Source organism: Caulobacter sp. GW821-FHT11E10 (assembly GCF_058808375.1).
In genome coordinates, this window is sequence record NZ_JBXARP010000004.1 from 197,777 (window position 1) to 217,954 (window position 20,178).

Here is a 20,178-nt window from a genome sequence, read left to right on the forward strand (position 1 = left end):
TTCATCGGGGCGGCGCGGTGGACTGGCGCTCGATCAGCGCATGGTCCAGGACGTGGTCCACGGTGGTTTCGGTCGCCGACTCGGCCGATCGCAAGGCCCGCATCAACCGATCCAGGGCCACGGCCGCCATCTGCCGCACCGGCTGGCGGATGGTGGTCAGCGGCGGCCAAAGCGTGGTGGCCACGGTCGTGTCGTCGAACCCGACCACGGTCAGGTCGCGAGGCACGTCCAGATGTCTGCGGTGGGCCACTGAAACGGCCGCGGCGGCCATGTCGTCGTTGCTGGCGAAGATGGCGGTTGGCGGCCGGTCGGCGTCGAGCAGTTGCTCGGCGGCGCGAAGGCCGGAATCGTAGCTGAACGCGCCTTGGGCCAGGATCAGTTCGGCCCCTTCAACGGCCCCGATCGCGGCGCGCGCGCCTTCGATGCGCTCAGCGCTGGAGGACTGATCGGGATTGCCGGCGATGACGCCGATCCTTCGGTGGCCAAGGCTCAGAAGATGCTCGGTCATCATCCGGCTGGCCTGTCGGTCGTCGATGCGGACATTAATCGCACCGGCTTGGGGACGCCCCGCGGCGACCACGGCGACAGGCAGGTTGGCGGCGCGAAGAATATCCTGAACGACGACCGACTCGCCCAGAGGCGGCGCCAGGACGACGCCATGCACGCCGGCGCCCAGCAGCTTCTTGAGTTCATGAGGCGCCTGGGCCTGGCCCGTTTCGCCCCGCACCAGGATCAGCCGGGCTCCGGCGCTGGTCGCCTCCTCGAACACGCCGATCAGGAAGTCGCTCATGAAGGCGGCGCTGGGATTGGAATAGATCACGCCGATCCGCAATTCGCCGGCCATGACGAGGTTTCTGGCCGCCAGGTTGGGGGCGTAGTTCAGGTCGCGAATTGCGGCCAGGACAGCGGCTCGGGTCGTTTCCTGAACCTTGGCGTCGTTGTTGATCACGCGCGACACCGTCATGCGCGAGACACCCGCCAGCCGCGCCACATCGACCATGGTCGCGCCGCGGGGACGATCTGGCCTGTTCAATGGAGGGCCTCTCGCGCGCACGCCAGCAATGCGACCCTCAGGGGCCGTTCCGATCTCCGACCCCGCGATAGGGCCGGTGCTGTCGTCGCTAGGACGGTCATGTTCAACTTATCTCCGCGCATGCCGCTGTGAGACATGCACCAGTGTTCGCCGGGCGTCGAGCGACCAGGCTTCAAGAAGACGCCCGAGCCACGGATCGGCAGCGCGCCGATCCGGGCCCGGGCGGGGCCGCCCAGGGGGGAGGTGGACGGGCGGCCCGGGACCTAGAAGCTGTAGCGAAGGCCGACGTGGTAGAACCGGCCCAGCAGATCGTAGAGCGCCGGATTGGCGTCCAGACCGGTGTTGGTTTGCGGGGATGGGGTCGGATCGCGGTTCAGCAGGTTGTCGACCTTGCCGTAGATCTGCAGACCCTTGCCGAACTTGTACGAGGCGCTGATGTCGACATAGGTCGCGCCCTTCATTTGGTTGAAGTCGAGGGTCGGCCGGCTGGCGGTCGAGACGGGGCAACTGCCGGGCTTACACTCGACGTATTCGGTGGTGGTTCCGCCGAACCTGCCATCGCTGAACCAGCGCTCCTGGACGCTGAAGGCGAAGCGGTCGGTGTCCCAGGACTGGATGGCCAGCACCTTCCAGTCCGGCGTGGCGCCGGAGTTCTGGCCGGCCGAGTCGGTCGCGACCGCCCCAGGGATGCCGGGATTGGTGACGAACTTGTGGACGTTGGTGGCCAGGCCACGGACCGTGAAGCGACCGGGGATGTCAGGCAGTTCGAAGCGATAGCTGCTCTCGATGTCGAAGCCGCTGGTCTTGATCGAAGCCAGGTTGAACGTCTGGGAGTTGACGAAGGCCGTGCCCTGGGCGGGCGCGAAGTTGAAGGCGCCACAGAACTGCTGGAGGCCCGCGAAGCAGAAATTGACGACCTGCTGTGCCCCCAGGCTGGAGATGCCGCCATTCAGGACGATGTTGTACCAGTCGACCGAGACGCTGAAGCCCGGCAGCCAGGACGGGTTGGCCAGCACCGCGCCGATCGTCACATTCTTGGCGATCTCCGGCTTCAGGTCCGGGTTGCCCACCACGTTCTGCAGAACCGTCAGGGCGGTGCCGTTGAAGGGGTTGTTGAAGTTGGGCTGGGTGGTCGTCACCGGCGCGGCGAAGAGTTCGGACAGGTTCGGGGCTCGCACGTCTCGCGAAGTGACGGCCCGCAGGCGGACGCCGTCGACGGGCGTGTCCCAGGTGACGCCGACCTTCCAGGTGTAGACCGTGCCCGAGGTGCTGTAGTCGGTCCAGCGGCCGGCCATGTTGAGGTTGGCCTTGCCGGCCGCTTCGGAATTGATTAGCGGCACGTTCACTTCGGCATAGGCTTCCTTCACCGAGTACTTGCCGGCGCCGGAGTGGTAGTTGCCCGCGAACCAATTGGCGCCCGACGGAGTCAGGACCGGATCGGCGGGGTAGTCGGCGGTGTTGGGCGAGTCCGTGTTACCATCGCCATAGGGGTCGCCTTTGACGTGGTACTGTTCCTTCCGGTACTCGGCGCCGAAGGCCAGCGACACCGGCCCCGCCGGCACGGAGAAGGTCTCGCCGCTGAAGTTGATGCTGGCGACGTCCTGCTTCTGGACCGAGTGCTGGTAGGGGCCGTTCTTGGGCGTGATGTAGGCCAGGGCCGCTTCGCTGGGCGTCTTGCCGCCAAAGATGTTGATCGGCACGCAGCCGTTGGCGCGGGCGATCGGATCGACGCAGACGATCTGCCCGCCCACCGTGGTGGCCTGGATGGCCGCGCGATAGCGCGGCATCAGCAGGATGTCGCGAACGTGGATGTTCGTGGTGTTCTGGCCGTGCGTGAAATAGGCGTCGTAGTGCCAGTCCTTGCCCATGGCGTCGAACTTGCCGTTGGCCCCGACCACGAGACGATATTGGGTCCGCGTCGGATGGACCGTGATGTTGCGTGGCAGAAGAGCGTTACTGAGGCCGTAGCTGAAGGTCGTGACGCCATTGGCCGCGCAGGCGGCCGCGACCGAGGCCGGCAGGTACGGGTTCGAGCACGACATCGTCAGGTTGGTGGTGGCCGCCCCCGGATTGGGCTGATTGCTGGTCTCTACCCGGGCGGCGTTGAAGGTGGCGTAGACCTCGTTGTCGGCGTCGAGATCGAAACCCACACGGGTATAGGCGTTCATGCGCTTGAGGCGCGACTGCAGCGAGGTGCCGACGCCGACATTGCCCGACAGATCGCCGCCGACGCAGAAGCCGCCGTTCGTGTAGCAGCCGCTGACCGCGCCGTTGGCCGCCTTGGACGGCACGCCGCCGCCGCCATACTGGAACTGGAACGGGTTGCCGGCCTGGTCGAAGGCCGTCCCTTGCAGCGGGCCGGCGCTGATCAGGCCGTACTTGGCGTACTGATAGGCCTGGGCGTGCTCGCGATACAGATACTGCGGCGAGCCGTCGTTAGTGACACCGCGATTGACCAGGGTGGCGGTCGTGTACCAGTCGCGGCTACCCGGCGCGTCTTCGCCGAAGCCGCCCGCCGGGACGCCCTCTTCCCAGTCGTATTCGCCGCTGACCTGCACATGCAGGCGGTCGTCCATGAAGTTCCTGCCTGCCGCGACCTGCGCCAGCCACTGGTGATTGTCGCCATAGGTCGTCACGCCGGTCAGGACGTTGGCCTTCAGGCCGACGAAGCGTTTGTTGGTGACGAAGTTGACCACGCCGCCGACCGCATCCGAGCCGTAGGACGCCGAGGCGCCGCCGGTGACCACGTCGACCCGCTCGACCAGCAGCTGCGGGAACATGCTGATGTCGGGCACGCCCGTGACGTTGGCCGGCACGACCCGCTGGCCGTCCAGCAGGGTCAGGGTGCGGATGGTGGACAGGCCCCGCAGCGAGAACGAGCTAAGGCCCTGCTGGCCGCTCGAGGTGCTGAACGTGCCCGTCGTCGCGCCGGTCGAGCCCTGCAGCGACGGCAGCTGGGTGATGGCCGTGAAGATGTTCGGCTGGGCGGCGCGTTCCAGGTCGGCCTGACCCAGGACCTGGGTCGGGGTCGGCGCGGTGAAGCCGGTGGCTCGGATGCGCGTACCCGTGACGACGATCTCGGTCACGGTGCTGGTGTCCGACGCCGGCGCGGCCTGCTGTGCGTTCGCCGCCCCAGTCGCCAGGATCGTCGCGACCGCGCTCGTGGCGAGCAGAGCGCTCAAAAAGGACGATCGCCCTCGCGTGCTACCGACAGCACTCATCTGCATCCCTCCCATTTTCATTGAGACCACCGTTCGATGGCCTGAGAGGAATTTGTCAGACGATGGGAGCGCTAACTATACGACCATGGTCGTAGGCTCCGGAGCGCCGCCAAGAGGCGAGCGACGGCAGCCGAACGCGAACCCGCCTCGGCGCCCTCGCCCTTCGTGATCAAGGGGTTATTGGGTCCGCACCGCGTAGAGGGTGTGATGGGTCAGCACGAACAATGTCTTTTTGTCCGGACCACCGAACACCAGTTGCAGCGGCCGCTCCGGAATATCCAGACGACCAAGCTCCCGGCCGTCCGGCGCGTAGACGAACACCTGGCCATTGGCGACATAGACACGCCCTTCCCCGTCGGCGGCGACGCTCTCCCCGCCCCGATCCGCGAAGGGCTTCAGGTCGGTGATCGCGCCGTGCTTGCCCACGAGCCCGCTGTAGGTCTTGTTTTCGGAACTGTTGGCGACGAACACCCGCTGGCCTGGCTTGGCCGTGGTGAAGCCGTAGCTGTCCAGCGAGTCCGAGAAGCGCAGACCCCGATAGTCGGGCGGTCCCTGCTGGAACACCCGATAGGCCGGCAGCGTCAGGCTGCCGTCGGGCGAGACGTATTCCTTGGCCTTCGGCAGGGCCATGTCGCGGGCGAACAGCTCGGCCAGGGTCGTGAACTCATAAGTCTCGAGATTCAGCTGATCCTTGAACTCGCCGTTGTTCCACCAGTTGACCGGCAGCACCGTCGCCGCGCCGGGATGGTCGCCCACGGGCGTAGCCGCGATCACCGTGACCTCGGCATCAGGGGCGCCGGGCCGGAAGCTGTAGACCGAGCCGTTGCGGCCATCCGACGAGAGCACCAGCAGGTTGCCCGAGGCGTCCATGGCCAGGTTGACCGGGTCCAGGGTGTTGTCGCGCACGATCGACAGCTTGCGCGCCTCCGACCAGCTGTAGATCCGCTGCTGACGACGATCGGCGAAATAGAGCGTCCCGGCGGCGTCCAGCGTCGCTCCGCCTAGCCCATAGAAGCCATCGGCCAACTTCTCGACCACAGCCCCGGCGGGGAAGGTCGAAGCCGCGACCGACGTCGGCGGGGCGGCGCCGATATCCAGCACCGCGAACTGGCGCTCCCGCACCTCGAGCCCGCTGGTGATGTCCTGGATCGCGTTCTCGTAGGGGTATTTCGTGAGGCGCGTGAAGGTCGCGCAGCCGGTCTCGTCGCAGGTCCCAAAGCCGCTCTCGCCATTGACCGCGACGTTGCGGAACCGGATGTCGCGCGAATTGTAGATCCTGACCGCCGCCGGCGCCGGACGGCGCGTCCGGGTCACGCGATAGCCGTGATAGTTCGCCAGCAGGATATTGTGCGAATCCCGGATCTCCAGCGAGACGGTCTCCTCGCCCTCCCCAGCCTCTTCCTCGGTCTGCGGGGCCAGGAACTCCCAGTTGGCGACGCGGTTCAGGCTGATCTCGGAGCGCAGGTGGTGTTCGACCGAGGCCTGGTAGACGTATCCGGGCGTCGTGGTGTCGGACACGTAGATGCCCGAATAGGCGTAGGTGTTCGGGCTCCAGACGTTCGAGAATGTCCCCCCGCCGCCGTTCGTCACCCAGAGGCTGGGGTACTGGCCACCCCAACGCTTGGAAGGATCGGGATCGGCCGTGGCGTTGCCGTTGTAGGGGTTGTAGCGCGTCCCGTCGGCCAGGTTGGTGCCGTGGCCGCCCTGGAGCTTGACGTCGTTGACCATCGAGTTCGCGCCCGCCGTCCACAGCAGGGCCGTGGCGCGCGGATTGGCGCCGTCAGTATAGAGGCCAAGGCCGAAGACGATGTTGTCGCCGCCTGCGGCCGACTCCACCAACGCCTTGGGTCCGCCCACGCCCTGATAGGCAGGCGTGCGGTCAGGCAGCACGATCTGGGTCAGGCTCGGATGCAAGCCGATCAGAACCGTATCGGCGCGCAGCTTGAGTGTGTCGGTGACGCGATAGAAGCCGGTCGGGAAATAGATCACGCGGTGAGTGTCGATCGCCTTCTGGATCGCGGCGGTGTCGTCGGTCGTGTTGTCGCCCTTGGCGCCCAGCGCCCGTACGTTCGTCCAGGCCGACGTCGGCGGCAGGGCCCGGATCGCCGGCGAGCGGGCTGGCGGCGAGGTCGCCAGCGCATCGAGCTGCAGGTTCGTTCGGGTCTCGCCCATCTGACCGAGCGCCGGCACGGTCAGGCCGTGATTGAAGGCGGCGACCCGATAGGCCTTGCCCTTGCCGGGCAGGATCTTGCCGCTGTCGCGGAAGCGGGCGAACACCGGCGTGTTCACGGCGACGGCGTTCTCGAAACCGACCTGGGTGTAGACGCTACGTTCGTTCGAAATGACAACGCCGGCCTTCGAGACGTTCTCGAAACGAACGTTCTTGCCCCACAGCCAGTCACCGTAGCCGCGGTCGATCTCGATCCCGACAGGCGTGTCGCGCATCGTCACATTGACCAGGGTCAAGCCGGCCTCATGCTCGCGGATCGCCGCGTCGCGCTGGCCTTCGAAGGTCGAGTCGAGCAGCACGAAGCCCCAGGCCGGCGACGGCTTCTCGGTCAGGATGCCGTAGCGCCCGCCCTTGAAGTGCAGGTCCTCGGCCTCGTTGCCGACCTGGTAGAGGCCAGCCAGACCCGAGCCGATGTCGAACGTCGCGTGGCTGACGAAGGCGTGCTGGGCGGCGTGAAAACGGATCGCCGTCGCCGCCGGGTTGCCCTTGCCGATCTTGAAATCGATGTTGCTGATCGCGGTGTAGAACGTCCCGGAATTGGCGTCGGGAACATCCTTGTTGAACGGCACGCTGCCTGGCGGCGGGAAGGCGACGGCGCGCGCCGGGTCGGGCTTGGCGCCGGTGAAGATCACCATGTTGGCCAAGCCCTTCTGGAAGCCCGGCGTCGCGTCGCCCAGCACGATCTCGGGACGGGTCGCCCCGACGCCAAACAGGCGCACCCCAGGCCACAGGAAGATGGTCTTGCTGATCCGGTAACGGCCGGACGGCAGGAAGACGAGGCCGCCGCCAGGCTTGGCCGAAGCGGTGTCGATCGCCTGCTGGAGGGCGGCGCTGTCGTCCGCACGGCCGTCTCCGCGACCCTTGACCACGACGGCGGCGGGATCGTCCGGGACGGTGGTGAAGACCGAGGTCGACGCCCAGACCGGCCCGCTCACCGCTGAAGTGAGCACGACCAAACCCGCGCCCAGCGCGACAACCCAATTCTTCATACCAAACTCCCCTACCCGACGACGCGGCGGCCGATGTCGGGCCACGCCGCCAACAAACGCAAGTCTTCGCTCAGGGCGTGACCGCATAGAGCGAGTGATGGGTCAGGACGAACAGGGTCCGCTTGTCCTCGCCACCGAAGATCAATTGCAGGGGCCGTTCTGGTACGTCGATGCGACCCACAAGGCGACCATCCGGGGCGTACTGGAAGATCTGGCCGTTCGCGACGAAGACGCGGCCCTGACCGTCGACCGCGACGCTCTCGCCGCCCCGGTTGGCGAAGACCTTCAGATCCGTCAGCGTTCCGCCGGGACCGACCAGGCCGCTGTAGGTCTTGTTCTCGGATCCGTTGGTGACGAACACCCGCTCGCCGACCGCGCCACCGATCAGGCCATTGGTCTGGAGGCTGTCGGCCCAGCGCCAACCGACATGGTCCGGCGGTCCCTGCTGCCACACCCGGAAAGCCGGCAACGACACGCTGCCGTCAGGCGATACATATTCCCGCGTCTTGGGCGTGGCGACATCACGAGCGAACATCTCGGCCAAAGTAGTGAATTCGCCCTTGGCTGGGTCGTACTGGTCCTTGAACTCGCCGTTGTTCCACCAATTGACCGGCAGCAGCGTCTTGGCGTTGGCGCGCGCGACCGAGGCGGTCGGCGTGATCATGGTCATCTGGTCCTTGGGCCCATCTGGATCGATCGAATAGACCGAAGCCTGTGGCCCGTAGGACGACACCACCAACAGCTTTCCAGAGCGATCAACCGCCAGGTTCGTGGGGTCCAGCGAGCTGTCGCGCACCACTTTCAAGCCCTTGGCCCTGGTCCAGCGATAGATCCGCTGGAAGCGCTTTTCCACGAAGTAGAGGGCGCCGTCCGCCCCCACCGTCGCGCCGGAAATCGACCAGAATCCGGTCTCCAGCTTCTGAAGCTTCGGATCCGTGGTCGGAGGAGCCGGCGATGGGTCACCTTTGATGTCCAGCACCGCGAATTCGCGCTCGCGAACCTCCAGCTTGCGGGTCTTGTCCTGGATCGCGTTCTCGAACGGGTACTTGCTGGCCCGAAGATAGGTCCCGCAGCCGCCAGTGGATGGGGGCGCATCGCAGAGGGCGACGCCGCTCTCGGCGTTGATGTGGACGTTGCGGAAGCGGATGTCGGACGAGTTGAACAGCTTCACCGCCGTCTCGGCCGGATGGTAGGACCGCGTGACCCGATAGCCGTGATAGTTGGCGAACAGGATGTTGCGCGAGTTGCGCACCTCCAGCCCAACCGCGTCCGGGCCGTCGCCGACCTCCTGCTCGGTCTGGGGCGCCAGGAACTCCCAGTTCTGGACATTGTCGAGCACGAACTCGTTGCGCACGTGGTGCTCGACCGAGACCTCGTAGATGTGGCCCGGCGTGCTGGTGTCGGAGATATAGAAGCCGGCCGAGGCGAAGGTGTTCGGGCTCCAGACGTTGGCGAACGTCCCGCCGCCGCCGTCGGTCACCCAGACGCTGGGATACTGCGCGTCCCAGCGGCCGTCAGCCACGGGATCGCCGCTGCGCGCCTGGGCCGCGCCCAGCGGCTTGCCGTCGGCGGTGGGCGTGCCGCCGCCGCCCATGATCTTAACGTCGGTCACCAGCGACTGCTCGCCCGACCGCCAGAGCAAGGCCGACGCGCGTGGATTGATGCGGCCCGTGAACAGGCCGATCCCCGACAGGATGTTGTCGCCGCCGCGTGGCGTCTCAAGGATCGGCGTCACCGTCCCGACGTCGGCATGGCGAGGATTGTTGTCCGGGATGACCAGCTGCGTCAGGGCCGGGTGCAAGCCGATCAGCACCGTCTCGGGCCGAAGCTTCAACGTGTCGGAGACCATGTAGAAACCGATCGGCAGGTAGAGCACCCGGTGTGTGTCGATCGCCTTCTGAAGGGCGGCGGTGTCATCGGTCGCGCCGTCGCCCTTGGCGCCCAGCGTCTTGACGTTGGTCCACTCGCTCATCGGCGGCAGCGCCCGAAGCGCCAGCGGCGTCCCAGCTGGCAAGGCCTTCAGCGGCGCGATATCGGCGAGGGTCTTGTATTCACCCATCTGGCCGAGCCCCGGCAGCGTCAGACCGTAGGTGAACGAAGCCACGCGATAGGTCCCGCCCTTCCCCGGCACGGTCTTGCCGCTGTCGCGGAAGCGGGCGAATACCGGGGTGTTGGACGCCACGGCATTCTCGAAACCGACTTGAGTGAAGACGCTTTCCTCGGCGGAGATGACCACACCGGCCTTGGAGACGTTCTCGAACCGGACGTTCTTGCCCCACAGGCTGTCGCTGTAGCCACGGTCGATTTCGATCCCGACCGGCGTGTTCTTGATGGCCACGTTGACGAGGGTCAGGTCGACCTCATGCTCGCGGATCGCCGCGTCGCGTTGACCATCGAACGTCGAGTCCACGAGCGTGAACTGCCAGGCGGGTGAGGTCTTCTCCGTTACGATGCCATAGCGGCCGCCATGGAAGTGGACGTCCTCCATGATGTTGCCGGCCTGGTAGACGCCCGCGAAGCCCGAGCCGATGCGGAAATCCATGTGCCGCAGGAAGGCGTGCTGGGCCATTCGGAACCGGACGCCCGCCGCGGCCGGATTGCCGTCGCCGATCTCGATGTCGATGTTGCTCATCGACGAGTAGAAGGTTCCGGAATTGGCGTCGCGCACCCTGGCGGTCGCGGGCCTGACGGTCGGGACCGGCACGGGGATGTCGCCGACCTGATACTGGTCGCCGCCCGTGAACACGATCATCGTGCCCACGCCTTCCTGGAAGCCAGGCGTCCTGGCCCCCAGGACGAAGACCGGCCGCGTTGGGCCGACACCGAAGACGCGGACGCCCGGCGGCACGAGGATGCTGCGGCTGAGGCGATAGCGGCCCGACGGCAGGAAGACCAGGCCGTGCCCCGTCTTGTCCCGGGCGGCGTCAATCGCTTGCTGAACGGCGTCGGTGTCGTCCGCGCGGCCGTCGCCCACACCCTTGACGGTAATTGCGCGCGGGTCGTCGGGCGCCTTTGGCAGCACGGATTGGGCGGGCGCCGCCGCGATGGCGGGGGAGGACACCACGCACATCCCCGACAAGACCGCCGACAACAGGATCGCTCGCATGCCGCTCCCCAAATCTACTTTGACGGAAGACTAAAGGGCGCCGCCCCGACCTCCACCCTCGACCATGGTCGTAGTTACAGCCCATCCGACCCGCCGCTAGAAACCCAGCTCCAAGCTTGGCTCGTCGGTATCGACGCGCCTACTCCGCCCTTCCGACGCCTTCCGGGGACATCGCTTGCCATCGCCACCGAGTCTTGCACCCCCGGCCGGCCTCGCCGTCATCGCGATGGGCGTGAGCGGAAGTGGAAAGTCGACGCTGGGCGGCCTCCTGGCGAACAAGCTCGACTGCCCCTTCCTGGAGGGCGACGCCTTTCACGACGCGCAGGCGGTGGCCAAGATGCGCGCGGGCCAGCCCCTTGCTGACGATGACCGCTGGCCCTGGCTCGACCGACTGGGCCGCGCCGTCGGCGAAGCCCTGGCCTCCCGCGGGCGGGTCGTGGCGGCCTGCTCGGCGTTGAAACGCAGCTATCGCGAGCGTCTGCGGATGACCATCGCCGGCCCGGTGCGCTTCGTGTTGCTCGACGCCAGTCACGACGAACTCCTCCGCCGTTTGTCCCAACGCTCGGATCACTTCATGCCGGCCACCTTGCTCGGCAGCCAATTGGCCACCCTGGAGCGACCGGACGCCGACGAGGCGGTCTTCACCCTCGACGCCGCTGTCTCCCCCGAGCGGCTCTGCGAGATCACCCAGGCCTGGTTGGACAACCCCGCGCTCGCGATCGACGCCGCGCTACGCCTAGGGCATCAGCCGCTTTCGTCCTCGTGAGAGATGCCACCGCATGGCGAGGGCGGCGCCGTCGCCGTCCTGCGCCCGGATCGCCTCGACGATCATCTCGTGCTCGCGCATCATCTCGCCGATCGCCTCCGGAGGCCGCGACCTCGAGATATCGACGCCCGCGCGCATGATCCGGTCGACATCCGCCTCCAGCGCCTCGAAGGTGACCAGGAAGGCGGGATTGGCGGTCGCCAGCACGATCCTGCGATGCAGTTCCATATCCTCGGCATGGGCCGGGGCGTTCGACAGCAGCGCGTCACGCAGTTTGGAAAGCGCGTCCTCAATGCTGGTCATCTCTTCGGCCGAGCGCCGCATGGCCGCCAGCCGCGCCGCCTCGGCTTCGAGCACGAAGCGCACCTCATAGCTGCCCATGGTCGACGGCAGTTCCGAGAGGGGCATGTAGGCGCCCAGCTTGTCGGATGGGCGGTTCTTGACGAAAGATCCGGCGCCGCGACGCGCCTCGGTGATGCTGTCGGCTGCGAGCCGGACCAGGGCTTCGCGCACAACGGTGCGCGACATGCCAAAGATTTCCGCCAGGCGGGATTCGGATGGCAAACGATCGCCTATGGCCAATCCGTCGGCGTTGATCATCTCCACAATGCCCGTATAGGCCCGGTCGGCCAGGCGGCCTTCGGTCATCCATCGCTCCCCACATCGACAACCCACCATCGCGCTGTTCGCGACGGATAGAAAGTGGCGGGCGGCCAACCCGCCAACCGACTTGGACACCCGCCAGGCCTTCAGGCGCGGAGGACACGCGTTCATGCGCTATCCGTGAAATTCGACAAGCTGTATGACAGCTTTATCCGATAGGCGCCAGTTTTGAGAATGTGCACGTTCCCATTTGCAAAATCTCTTGAACCTGTCTGACAGATAGCGCTACCATCATTTCCAGAGACTCGGGCAGCCAGCCGAAATTCGGCGGACAACGGGCGAACGCTGCGTCATCGCAAGACAGACGCGCAGGGATGGAGCAGAGGGATTCAGAAATGAAGACGACCGAAGTCCGCGTTGCCGATCGGAATTTCGAGACCGCGCTAGCTGGGCTCACGCCAACCCAGATGAAGGTCCTGGAAGGCGTCAACTCGGGACGGCTCAACAAGCAAATCGCCTTCGACCTCGGCATCGCCGAAGCCACGGTCAAGGCGCACATGACCGCGCTCATGCGGAAGCTCAATGTCCACAATCGCACCCAAGCCGCGATCGCGGCCCAGGCGCTGGTCCATGGACTTCAGTCCGCCACCCGCTAGAGCGTCAGCGGCCCGCACGGGGCGCCGTCGTTAGCTCAATGCGTAACGATCAGTCGCACGTCGCCCAAAACAGAGGCGCCGCGCCTCGACCCGAGGCGGCCATCAGTATTACACATTGCATCCTTCGTAATATCGACGATGGATGCCCCTTATGGATACGTCCTCCCCCACCCTCGCTCGCCTAAGCATTAGCCTGCCGGCCGAACTGATGGCGCAGCTCGACGCCATGGTCGCCGAGCGCGGCCTGCCCAGCCGCTCGCAGATGATCGCCGAACTGATCCGCCACGAGCTGGCTGAGCACACCGCCGAGCGTCCCGACGCCGTCCTGGCCGGCACCGTCACCCTGATCTATCGCGCGGAGAGCGGGCGGGTGCGCCACGCTCTCGCCCAGGCCCAACTCGGCTATGTAAAGGAAGTGATCTCGGCCCAGAACGTCTTCCTGGAGGACGATCAGGCCATGGAGGTCCTGCTGGTCCAAGGGCCGTTCGAGCGCCTGCGGCAGCTGTGCGACGACCTGCGCAAGGTGCGGGGCGTGCAGCAGATCAAGCTGGTCACCACCACCGCCCTGTTGCCGCCGCTGCATTTCCACGGTGAAGACGGAGCACCGGCCTGATGAGCCAGACCGCCGATCCTTACGCCGCCCGGGCCCACGCCCGAGCTCAGGCCGGAACTCGGGCCGAGGCCATGCCCACCGTGCCGGCCACGGCGGCCGTCAATTTGCCGGAAGGTGTTGTCGCCGCCGGCGTCGTCTGGGACGAGACCATTGCGCCAGGCGGTTACGCCAGCCGCCAGATCGCGCGTGGGACCCGCCTGCGCCTGACGGACTTGGCCGGCGACGCCAGCCCCTCACTGCTGCTGTTCAATGCCGAGCGCCCGATCGAGCGGCTGAACATCGCCGACACGCTGAAGGTCCAGTGGAACGGCTATCTGGGCCAGGGGCGCCTGCTGCTGTCGGACATGGGCCGGGTGCTGGCCAGCCTGGTCGAGGACACCGCTGGAACCCACGACGCCTTCTGCGGGGCCTCCAACCAGGCCAGCAACGCCCGCAAGTACGGCGACGGCTTCAACCACGGCGCTCACCCCAACGCCCGCGATCGTTTCTCGCTGGGCGTGGCCAAGTTCGGCCTGGGCCGCAAGGACATCCATCCCTGCTTGAACCTCTTCAAGGATGTGCGGATCGCTCAAGGCGGCGAAACGGTGCTCGACGTTGGCCCCTATCCGCCGGGCCGGTTCGTCACCCTGCGCGCCGAGATGGACCTGGTCGTCGTGCTGACCAACTGCCCGCACGTGCTGGACCCACGCCTCGACTACGCCGTCACACCGCTGCGGGCGACCGCCTGGCGAGGCCCCGTTACGCCAGAAGCCGACCCGATCCGCAACGCGACGCCAGAGGGCCTGCGCGCCTTCCTGAACGTCGAAGACTACTACCGTCGCTGAGGGCCCGATGACCGCCTCGCCTCCCCCACTCGCCGGAACCATCGTCCACGATGAAGTGGTGCCCGCCCGCGCCCCGTGGCTGCACACGGTCAAGGCCGGTCAGACCCTGCGGATCGTCGACCTGGAGGGCAACCAGGCCGTCGACTTCCTGGCCTACAGCGCCGACGACGATGCTGAACGCTACAGCGCCCAGGACACCATCGCCGCCCAGGGCAATGTCTTCCTGCGCGAGGGCTCGGTGCTGCTATCCAACGAAGGCGCGCCGATGATGACGGTGACCGCCACGGCAGTGGCCTATCACGACACGATCGGCGGGGCCTGTTCCTGCGAGAGCAACACCCTGCGCTACGGCCACCACACCAAGGCCCAGCACGCCTGCGTCGAGAACTTTCTGATCGCCAACGCCCGCCACGGGCGCGGCAAGCGCGACATGGTCAGCAACGTCAACTGGTTCATGAACGTGCCGGTCGAGGCGGACGGGGCCCTGGGCATCGTCGACGGGATCTCGGCGCCGGGCCTCTATGTCGACCTGCGGGCCGAAATGGACGTCGTGGTGGTGGTCTCCAACTGCCCGCAGATCAACAACCCCTGCAACGGCTTCGACCCGACGCCGGTGCGCATGATCGTCACGGAATAGGACCCCCATGTTCGACAAGGTCCTGATCGCCAATCGCGGCGCCATCGCCTGCCGGATCATCCGCACGCTAAAGACCATGGGCGTGAAGTCCGTGGCGGTGTTCAGCGACGCCGACGCCGGCTCGCTGCACGTCAGCCTGGCCGACGAGGCCGTGCGGATCGGTCCCGCGCCAGCGGCCGAGAGCTATCTGCGCGGCGACCTGATCCTGGCGGCGGCCAAGGCGACGGGCGCCCAGGCCATTCATCCAGGCTATGGCTTCCTCAGCGAGAACGCCGGCTTCGCCGAGGCCTGCGAGGCGGCGGGGATCGCCTTCGTCGGCCCAACCGCCGACAATATCCGCGCCTTCGGCCTCAAGCACACGGCTCGCGACCTGGCCCAGGCGCATGGCGTGCCGCTGGCGCCCGGCACGGACCTGCTGGTCGATCCGTCGGCGGCGCTGGAAGCCGCCGAGCGCATCGGCTTCCCGGTCATCCTCAAGGCCACGGCCGGTGGCGGCGGCATCGGCATGCGGGTCTGCGAAAACGCCGAAGCCGTGGCCGAGGCCTTCGCGGCCGTCCAACGCCTGGCGACCGGCAACTTCAGCGACGGCGGCGTGTTCCTCGAGCGCTATGTGCGCCGGGCCCGCCACGTCGAGGTGCAGGTGTTCGGGGACGGGGCCGGCAAGGTCGTGGCCCTGGGCGAGCGCGACTGCTCGCTGCAGCGACGCAACCAGAAGGTCGTCGAGGAGACCCCCGCCCCCGGCCTGCCCGCCACCACCCGCGCGGCCTTGCTGGAAGCCGCCACGCGCCTGGCCGCCGCCGCCAACTACCGCTCGGCCGGCACGGTGGAGTTCCTCTACGACGCCGAGCGCGACGATTTCTTCTTCCTGGAGGTCAATACCCGGCTGCAGGTCGAGCACGGCGTCACCGAGCAGGTGACGGGCGTGGACCTCGTCGAATGGATGGTGCGCGGCGCGGCGGGTGATTTCGCCTTCCTCGACACCCCGCCCCCCGAGCCCAAGGGCGCGTCGATCCAGGTGCGGCTCTATGCCGAGGACCCGGCCCAGGACTATCGCCCCAGCTCCGGCGTGCTGACGGACGTGTCGTTCCCGTCGAATGTGCGCGCCGACGGCTGGGTGGTCGATGGGACCGAAGTCAGCGCCTTCTACGACCCCTTGCTGGCCAAGCTGATCGTCACGGCGGCCGACCGCCCCGCGGCGGTGGTGGCGCTTCAGGCGGCGCTGGACGACACCCGCCTGGCCGGGATCGAGACCAACCTCGACTGGCTGCGGACGGTGGTGCGCAGCGAGCCCTTCGTCACGGGCCAGGTTTCGACCCGCGCCCTGGAGACCGTGACCTGGACGCCCGACACCATCCAGGTGTTGAGCGGTGGTCCGGCGACCACCGTGCAGGACTGGCCCGGCCGCCAGGGCTATTGGGACGTCGGCGTACCGCCGTCGGGACCGATGGACGCCCTGGCCTTCCGGCTCGGCAACCGCCTGCTGGGCAATGGCGAGGACGCCGCCGGGCTGGAGATCACCGCCCTCGGCCCGACCCTGAAATTCAACCGCTCGGCCGTCGTGTGCCTGACCGGCGCGGCGTTCGACGCCAAGCTCGACGGCGTCGCGGTCGAGGCCTATGCCCCGATCACCGTCGCCGCCGGCCAGACCCTGAAAATCGGCCGCGTCGTCGGTGCGGGCCTGCGCGGTTATCTCGCCTTCCAGGGTGGCCTGGACGTTCCGGCCTATCTGGGCAGTCGCTCGACCTTCACCCTCGGCGGCTTCGGCGGCCATGCGGGACGCAACCTGACGGCCGGCGACGTGCTGCGGCTGCTGGACGGCGCGCCATCGACCACCGCCGCGCCCTTGGCCGAGCCGCTGCGCCCCGCCACGACCAAGGCCTGGACCATCCGCGTTCTGCCCGGTCCGCACGGCGCGCCGGACTTCTTCACGCCCGGCGACGTCGCCATGATCGGCGGCACGGACTGGAAGGTGCACTACAACTCCAACCGCACCGGCGTGCGGCTGGTCGGCCCCAAGCCCGAATGGGCACGGCGCGACGGTGGCGAGGCCGGGCTGCATCCGTCCAACATCCACGACAACGCCTACGCCATCGGCGCGGTCGACTTCACCGGCGACATGCCGATCATTCTGGGACCGGACGGCCCCTCGCTGGGCGGGTTTGTCTGCCCGTTCGTGATCATCCAGGCCGATCTCTGGAAGGCGGGGCAGCTGGCGCCGGGCGACACCGTCCGCTTCGACGTCGTCGATGACGCCTCGGCCGCCCTGGCGCTGGACGAGCAGGAAGTCCTGATCGCCCACCTGGTCGCGCCGCCCAAGCCGACGGCGGCGCGGCCGCCCCGGGGTGACAGCCCGATCCTGGCCGAACTGCTCGAGGACGGCCACCGCCCCCGCGTCCTCTATCGCCGCCAAGGTGATCAACATCTGCTGGTCGAATACGGCCCCATCGTGCTGGACCTGGAACTGCGCCTGCGCATTCACGCCCTGCTGCTGGAACTGCAGAGCCTGGCCCTGCCCGGCGTCATCGACCTGACCCCCGGCATACGCTCGCTGCAGGTCCACTATGACAGCCGGCGCCTGACCCAGGCCGACCTGCTGGCGGCCCTGGTCGCGGCCGAGGAGCGGCTGGGCGGGCTGGACGATTTCGAGATCCCGTCGCGCGTCGTCCACCTGCCGCTGAGCTGGAAGGATCCCGCGATCTACCAGACCATCGACAAGTACATGCAGGCGGTCCGCGACGACGCGCCCTGGTGCCCGGACAACATCGAGTTCATCCGCCGGGTCAACGGCCTGGACAGCATCGACGACGTCCAGCGCACCGTCTTCGACGCCCGCTATCTGGTGATGGGCCTGGGCGACGTCTATCTGGGCGCGCCCGTCGCCACCCCGGTCGATCCGCGCCACCGGCTGGTGACCACCAAGTACAATCCGGCCCGCACCTGGACCCCGCCCAACGTGGTCGGCATCGGCGGGGCCTATATGTGCATCTACGGCATGGAGGGACCGGGCGGCTATCAGCTGTTCGGGCGCACCATCCAGGTCTGGAACACCTGGCGGCAAACCGACGCCTTCACCGACGGCAAGCCCTGGCTGCTGCGGTTCTTCGACCAGATCCGCTTCTTCCCGGTCAGCGCCGACGAACTAGTCGAGTGGCGCCGCGACTTCCCGCTGGGCCGCCGCCAGATCCGCATCGAGGAAGAGACCTTCCGGCTCTCGGACTACCGCAAGATGCTGTCCGACAATGCCGACAGCATCGAGGTCTTCCAGGCCACGCGCCAGGCCGCCTTCGACGCCGAGCGCGCCGACTGGGAGGCCAAGGGCGAGTTCGCCCGGGTCGAGGCCCTGTCCAGTGTCGCCGACGACACCGGCGACGCGGCGGCCATCGTGGTCCCGGACGGCAGCGACTTGATCGAGGCCCCGCTGGGCGGCAATGTCTGGAAGGTGCTGGTCGAGCCCGGCCAGCGGGTCGCGGCCGGCGCGGTGATCGCGGTCATCGAGGCGATGAAGGCCGAGTGCGACGTCAACAGTTCGACAGCCGGCGTCGTCACCGCCGTCTACGCTCAACCTGGACAGGCTATCGCCGCGGGCGCGCCGATCGTCGCCATCGCGTCAGACCTGGAAGCGGCGGCATGAGCGACTTCCAGCGTCTGTCGGTCACCACCATCGCCGATGCCGTCAACAGTGGAGCCAGCGCGGTCGAGGTCGCGCAAACCGCCCTCGACGCCGTCGCCGCCTATGACCTGATCCAGCCGCAGACCTGGATCCTGAAGCTCGCGCCCGAGTCCGTCCTGGCCCAGGCCCGCGCGGTCGACGCCCGGATCGCGGCCGGTGAGGCCCTGCCCTTGGCTGGCGTGCCGTTCGCGGTGAAGGACAATATCGACGTCGCCGGCCTGCCGACCAGCGCTGCCTGCCCGGCCTTCGCCCATACGCCCGACCGCTCGGCGACCGTGGTCGAGCGGCTGGTCGAGGCCGGCGCGATCCTGATCGGCAAGACCAATCTGGACCAGTTCGCCACCGGCCTGGTCGGGGTCCGCAGCCCCTATGGCGCCCCGCTGTGCGTGTTCGACCAGGACTATGTCAGCGGCGGCTCCAGCTCCGGCTCGGCCGTCGCCGTGGCGGCGGGCCTGGTCGCCTTCGCCCTCGGCACCGACACGGCCGGGTCGGGCCGCGTGCCGGCCGCCTTCAATCACCTGATCGGCCTGAAGCCCTCCAAGGGCCGCTGGAGCACGCGCGGCCTGGTTCCGGCCTGCCGCTCGTTGGACTGCATCAGCGTCTTCGCCGACGACCTCGCCGGCGCGGCCCTGGTCGACGCGGTGCTGACCGCCTTCGACGCCGAGGACGACTATTCGCGCCGCGCGCCGGCCTCGCCGCCGACCGCGCCGTCCGGAACCTTCCGCTTCGGCGTACCCCGCCCCGACCAGCGCCTGTTCATGGGCGACGAGCAGTCGGCCGTGCTATACGCCGCCGCCATCGACCGCATGGCAACGGCCGGCGGGACGCCCGTCGAGGTCGACATCACCCCGCTGCTCGACTGCGCCAAGCTGCTCTACAGCGGTCCTTGGGTGGCCGAGCGGACGGCGGCCGTCGAGGACCTGCTGCGCGACAAGCCCGGCGCGATCCATCCCACCGTGCGGGCTATCGTCCAGGGCGGCGTGGCGGTCACCGGCGTCGAGACCTTCAAGGGCCTCTACGCCCTGGAGGCCTATCGCCGCGCGGCTGAAGCGATCTGGGATGCGGCCGATGTCATGCTGCTGCCCACGGCCCCGACCATCTACCGCCTGAAGGAAGTGCTGGCCGAGCCGATCGCGCTGAACGCCAATCTGGGCCTCTACACCAACTTCGTGAACCTGCTCGACATGAGCGCCCTCGCCGTCCCGGCCGGCTTCCGCGAGAACGGGACCGGCTTCGGCGTCACCCTGATCGGACCGGCCTTCGCCGACCGCGCGCTGCTGGCCCTGGCCGAGCGCTATCTGGAGACCTTCCCCATGGCCGACACGCCCCCGCTGGACCTGACGCCCAAGAAGTCCGGCGTGAAGCTGGCCGTGGTCGGCGCCCACCTGGCCGGCATGCCGCTGCACTGGCAGCTGACCTCGCGCGAGGCCCGGCTGGTCGCGGCGACCAGGACCGCCCCGGCCTACAAGCTCTACGCCATGGCCGAGACCACCCCGCCCAAGCCGGCCCTGATCCATGTGGGAGACGGCGGTTCGTCGATCCTGGTCGAGGTCTATGAGTTGGACTTCGAAGCCTTCGGCAGCTTCACCGCCGAGGTCCCCGCGCCCCTGGCCATCGGCACGGTGACCCTGGAGGACGGGAGTTCGGTGAAGGGCTTCGTCGCCGAACCCCGCGCGCTGAATGGGGCGACCGACATCACAGCGCTGGGTGGATGGCGTGCCTATATCGCTTCCCTGACCTGACGAGTCTGCTCCCTTTGCGGGAGCGGCTGAAGAGCACAAACGCCGCGCCCACCTCCATGGGCGCGGCGTTCGACGTTTTACGAAACCC

12 protein-coding genes are annotated in these 20,178 nt (G+C 67.7%); 7 read left to right on the plus strand and 5 right to left on the minus strand.

Features of this window, described 5'->3' with window-relative positions; translation table 11 throughout:
* Window position 1: 1 nt before the first annotated feature.
* The 4 genes from AC1RRV_RS09655 to AC1RRV_RS09670 all read right to left on the minus strand — a co-directional run bounded on the left by AC1RRV_RS09655 (window position 2) and on the right by AC1RRV_RS09670 (window position 10,579).
* Window positions 2-1,033: a LacI family DNA-binding transcriptional regulator gene (locus AC1RRV_RS09655; RefSeq protein ID WP_492859405.1), complete on the minus strand. Its 1,032-nt coding sequence runs from the start codon at window positions 1,031-1,033 to the stop codon at window positions 2-4.
* Between the two features lie 263 nt (window positions 1,034-1,296).
* Window positions 1,297-4,254, minus strand: coding sequence for a TonB-dependent receptor plug domain-containing protein (locus AC1RRV_RS09660; protein WP_492859406.1), 2,958 nt, complete (start codon window positions 4,252-4,254; stop codon window positions 1,297-1,299).
* A 177-nt stretch (window positions 4,255-4,431) separates the two neighbouring features.
* Entirely contained in the window at window positions 4,432-7,473 is a 3,042-nt protein-coding gene (locus tag AC1RRV_RS09665) for a glycosyl hydrolase family 28-related protein (RefSeq protein WP_492859407.1), read from the minus strand.
* Between the two features lie 70 nt (window positions 7,474-7,543).
* Window positions 7,544-10,579 (minus strand): glycosyl hydrolase family 28-related protein, encoded by a 3,036-nt coding sequence (locus AC1RRV_RS09670; protein ID WP_492859408.1) that lies wholly within the window; start codon window positions 10,577-10,579, stop codon window positions 7,544-7,546.
* Window positions 10,580-10,754: 175 nt separating this feature from the next.
* Between AC1RRV_RS09670 and AC1RRV_RS09675 the strand changes: the two genes are divergently transcribed.
* Window positions 10,755-11,345 carry a gluconokinase gene (locus tag AC1RRV_RS09675; protein WP_492859409.1) on the plus strand — a complete coding sequence of 197 codons (591 nt, stop codon included), beginning with the start codon at window positions 10,755-10,757 and terminating at the stop codon, window positions 11,343-11,345.
* Here the strand turns inward: AC1RRV_RS09675 and AC1RRV_RS09680 are convergent.
* Window positions 11,316-11,993 carry a FadR/GntR family transcriptional regulator gene (locus tag AC1RRV_RS09680; RefSeq protein ID WP_492859410.1) on the minus strand — a complete coding sequence of 226 codons (678 nt, stop codon included), beginning with the start codon at window positions 11,991-11,993 and terminating at the stop codon, window positions 11,316-11,318. The two genes, AC1RRV_RS09675 and AC1RRV_RS09680, sit on opposite strands and share 30 nt — an antisense overlap.
* A gap of 350 nt (window positions 11,994-12,343) precedes the next feature.
* On the opposite strand from AC1RRV_RS09680, the gene AC1RRV_RS09685 reads away from it, so the two are divergent.
* From AC1RRV_RS09685 to atzF, 6 genes are all read left to right on the plus strand, one after another.
* Window positions 12,344-12,604, plus strand: coding sequence for a helix-turn-helix domain-containing protein (locus tag AC1RRV_RS09685; protein WP_492859411.1), 261 nt, complete (start codon window positions 12,344-12,346; stop codon window positions 12,602-12,604).
* A gap of 142 nt (window positions 12,605-12,746) precedes the next feature.
* A complete protein-coding gene (locus AC1RRV_RS09690) occupies window positions 12,747-13,217 on the plus strand; it encodes a CopG family ribbon-helix-helix protein (RefSeq protein WP_492859412.1) in 471 nt (156 codons plus the stop codon).
* Window positions 13,217-14,041, plus strand: coding sequence for an urea amidolyase associated protein UAAP1 (locus AC1RRV_RS09695; RefSeq protein WP_492859413.1), 825 nt, complete (start codon window positions 13,217-13,219; stop codon window positions 14,039-14,041). The genes AC1RRV_RS09690 and AC1RRV_RS09695 overlap by 1 nt, the downstream gene beginning before the upstream one ends.
* Window positions 14,042-14,048: 7 nt before the next feature.
* On the plus strand, window positions 14,049-14,678 hold the full coding sequence (locus tag AC1RRV_RS09700; protein WP_492859414.1) for an urea amidolyase associated protein UAAP2: 630 nt from the start codon (window positions 14,049-14,051) through the stop codon (window positions 14,676-14,678).
* A 7-nt stretch (window positions 14,679-14,685) separates the two neighbouring features.
* Entirely contained in the window at window positions 14,686-18,309 is a 3,624-nt protein-coding gene (uca, locus tag AC1RRV_RS09705) for an urea carboxylase (protein WP_492859415.1), read from the plus strand.
* Window positions 18,306-20,090, plus strand: coding sequence for an allophanate hydrolase (atzF, locus tag AC1RRV_RS09710; protein WP_492859416.1), 1,785 nt, complete (start codon window positions 18,306-18,308; stop codon window positions 20,088-20,090). Before uca ends, atzF begins: the two co-directional genes overlap by 4 nt.
* Window positions 20,091-20,178: the final 88 nt, after the last annotated feature.

What these genes read in the sequence shown, in the direction of transcription:
- AC1RRV_RS09685 (WP_492859411.1), top strand. Translation starts at nt 12,344, where the DNA reads ATGAAGACGACCGAAGTCCGCGTTGCCGATCGGAATTTCGAGACCGCG.
- AC1RRV_RS09690 (WP_492859412.1), top strand. Translation starts at nt 12,747, where the DNA reads ATGCCCCTTATGGATACGTCCTCCCCCACCCTCGCTCGCCTAAGCATT.
- AC1RRV_RS09680 (WP_492859410.1), bottom strand. Translation starts at nt 11,993, where the DNA reads ATGACCGAAGGCCGCCTGGCCGACCGGGCCTATACGGGCATTGTGGAG.
- atzF (WP_492859416.1), top strand. Translation starts at nt 18,306, where the DNA reads ATGAGCGACTTCCAGCGTCTGTCGGTCACCACCATCGCCGATGCCGTC.
- AC1RRV_RS09700 (WP_492859414.1), top strand. Translation starts at nt 14,049, where the DNA reads ATGACCGCCTCGCCTCCCCCACTCGCCGGAACCATCGTCCACGATGAA.
- AC1RRV_RS09660 (WP_492859406.1), bottom strand. Translation starts at nt 4,254, where the DNA reads ATGAGTGCTGTCGGTAGCACGCGAGGGCGATCGTCCTTTTTGAGCGCT.
- uca (WP_492859415.1), top strand. Translation starts at nt 14,686, where the DNA reads ATGTTCGACAAGGTCCTGATCGCCAATCGCGGCGCCATCGCCTGCCGG.
- AC1RRV_RS09665 (WP_492859407.1), bottom strand. Translation starts at nt 7,473, where the DNA reads ATGAAGAATTGGGTTGTCGCGCTGGGCGCGGGTTTGGTCGTGCTCACT.
- AC1RRV_RS09670 (WP_492859408.1), bottom strand. Translation starts at nt 10,579, where the DNA reads ATGCGAGCGATCCTGTTGTCGGCGGTCTTGTCGGGGATGTGCGTGGTG.
- AC1RRV_RS09695 (WP_492859413.1), top strand. Translation starts at nt 13,217, where the DNA reads ATGAGCCAGACCGCCGATCCTTACGCCGCCCGGGCCCACGCCCGAGCT.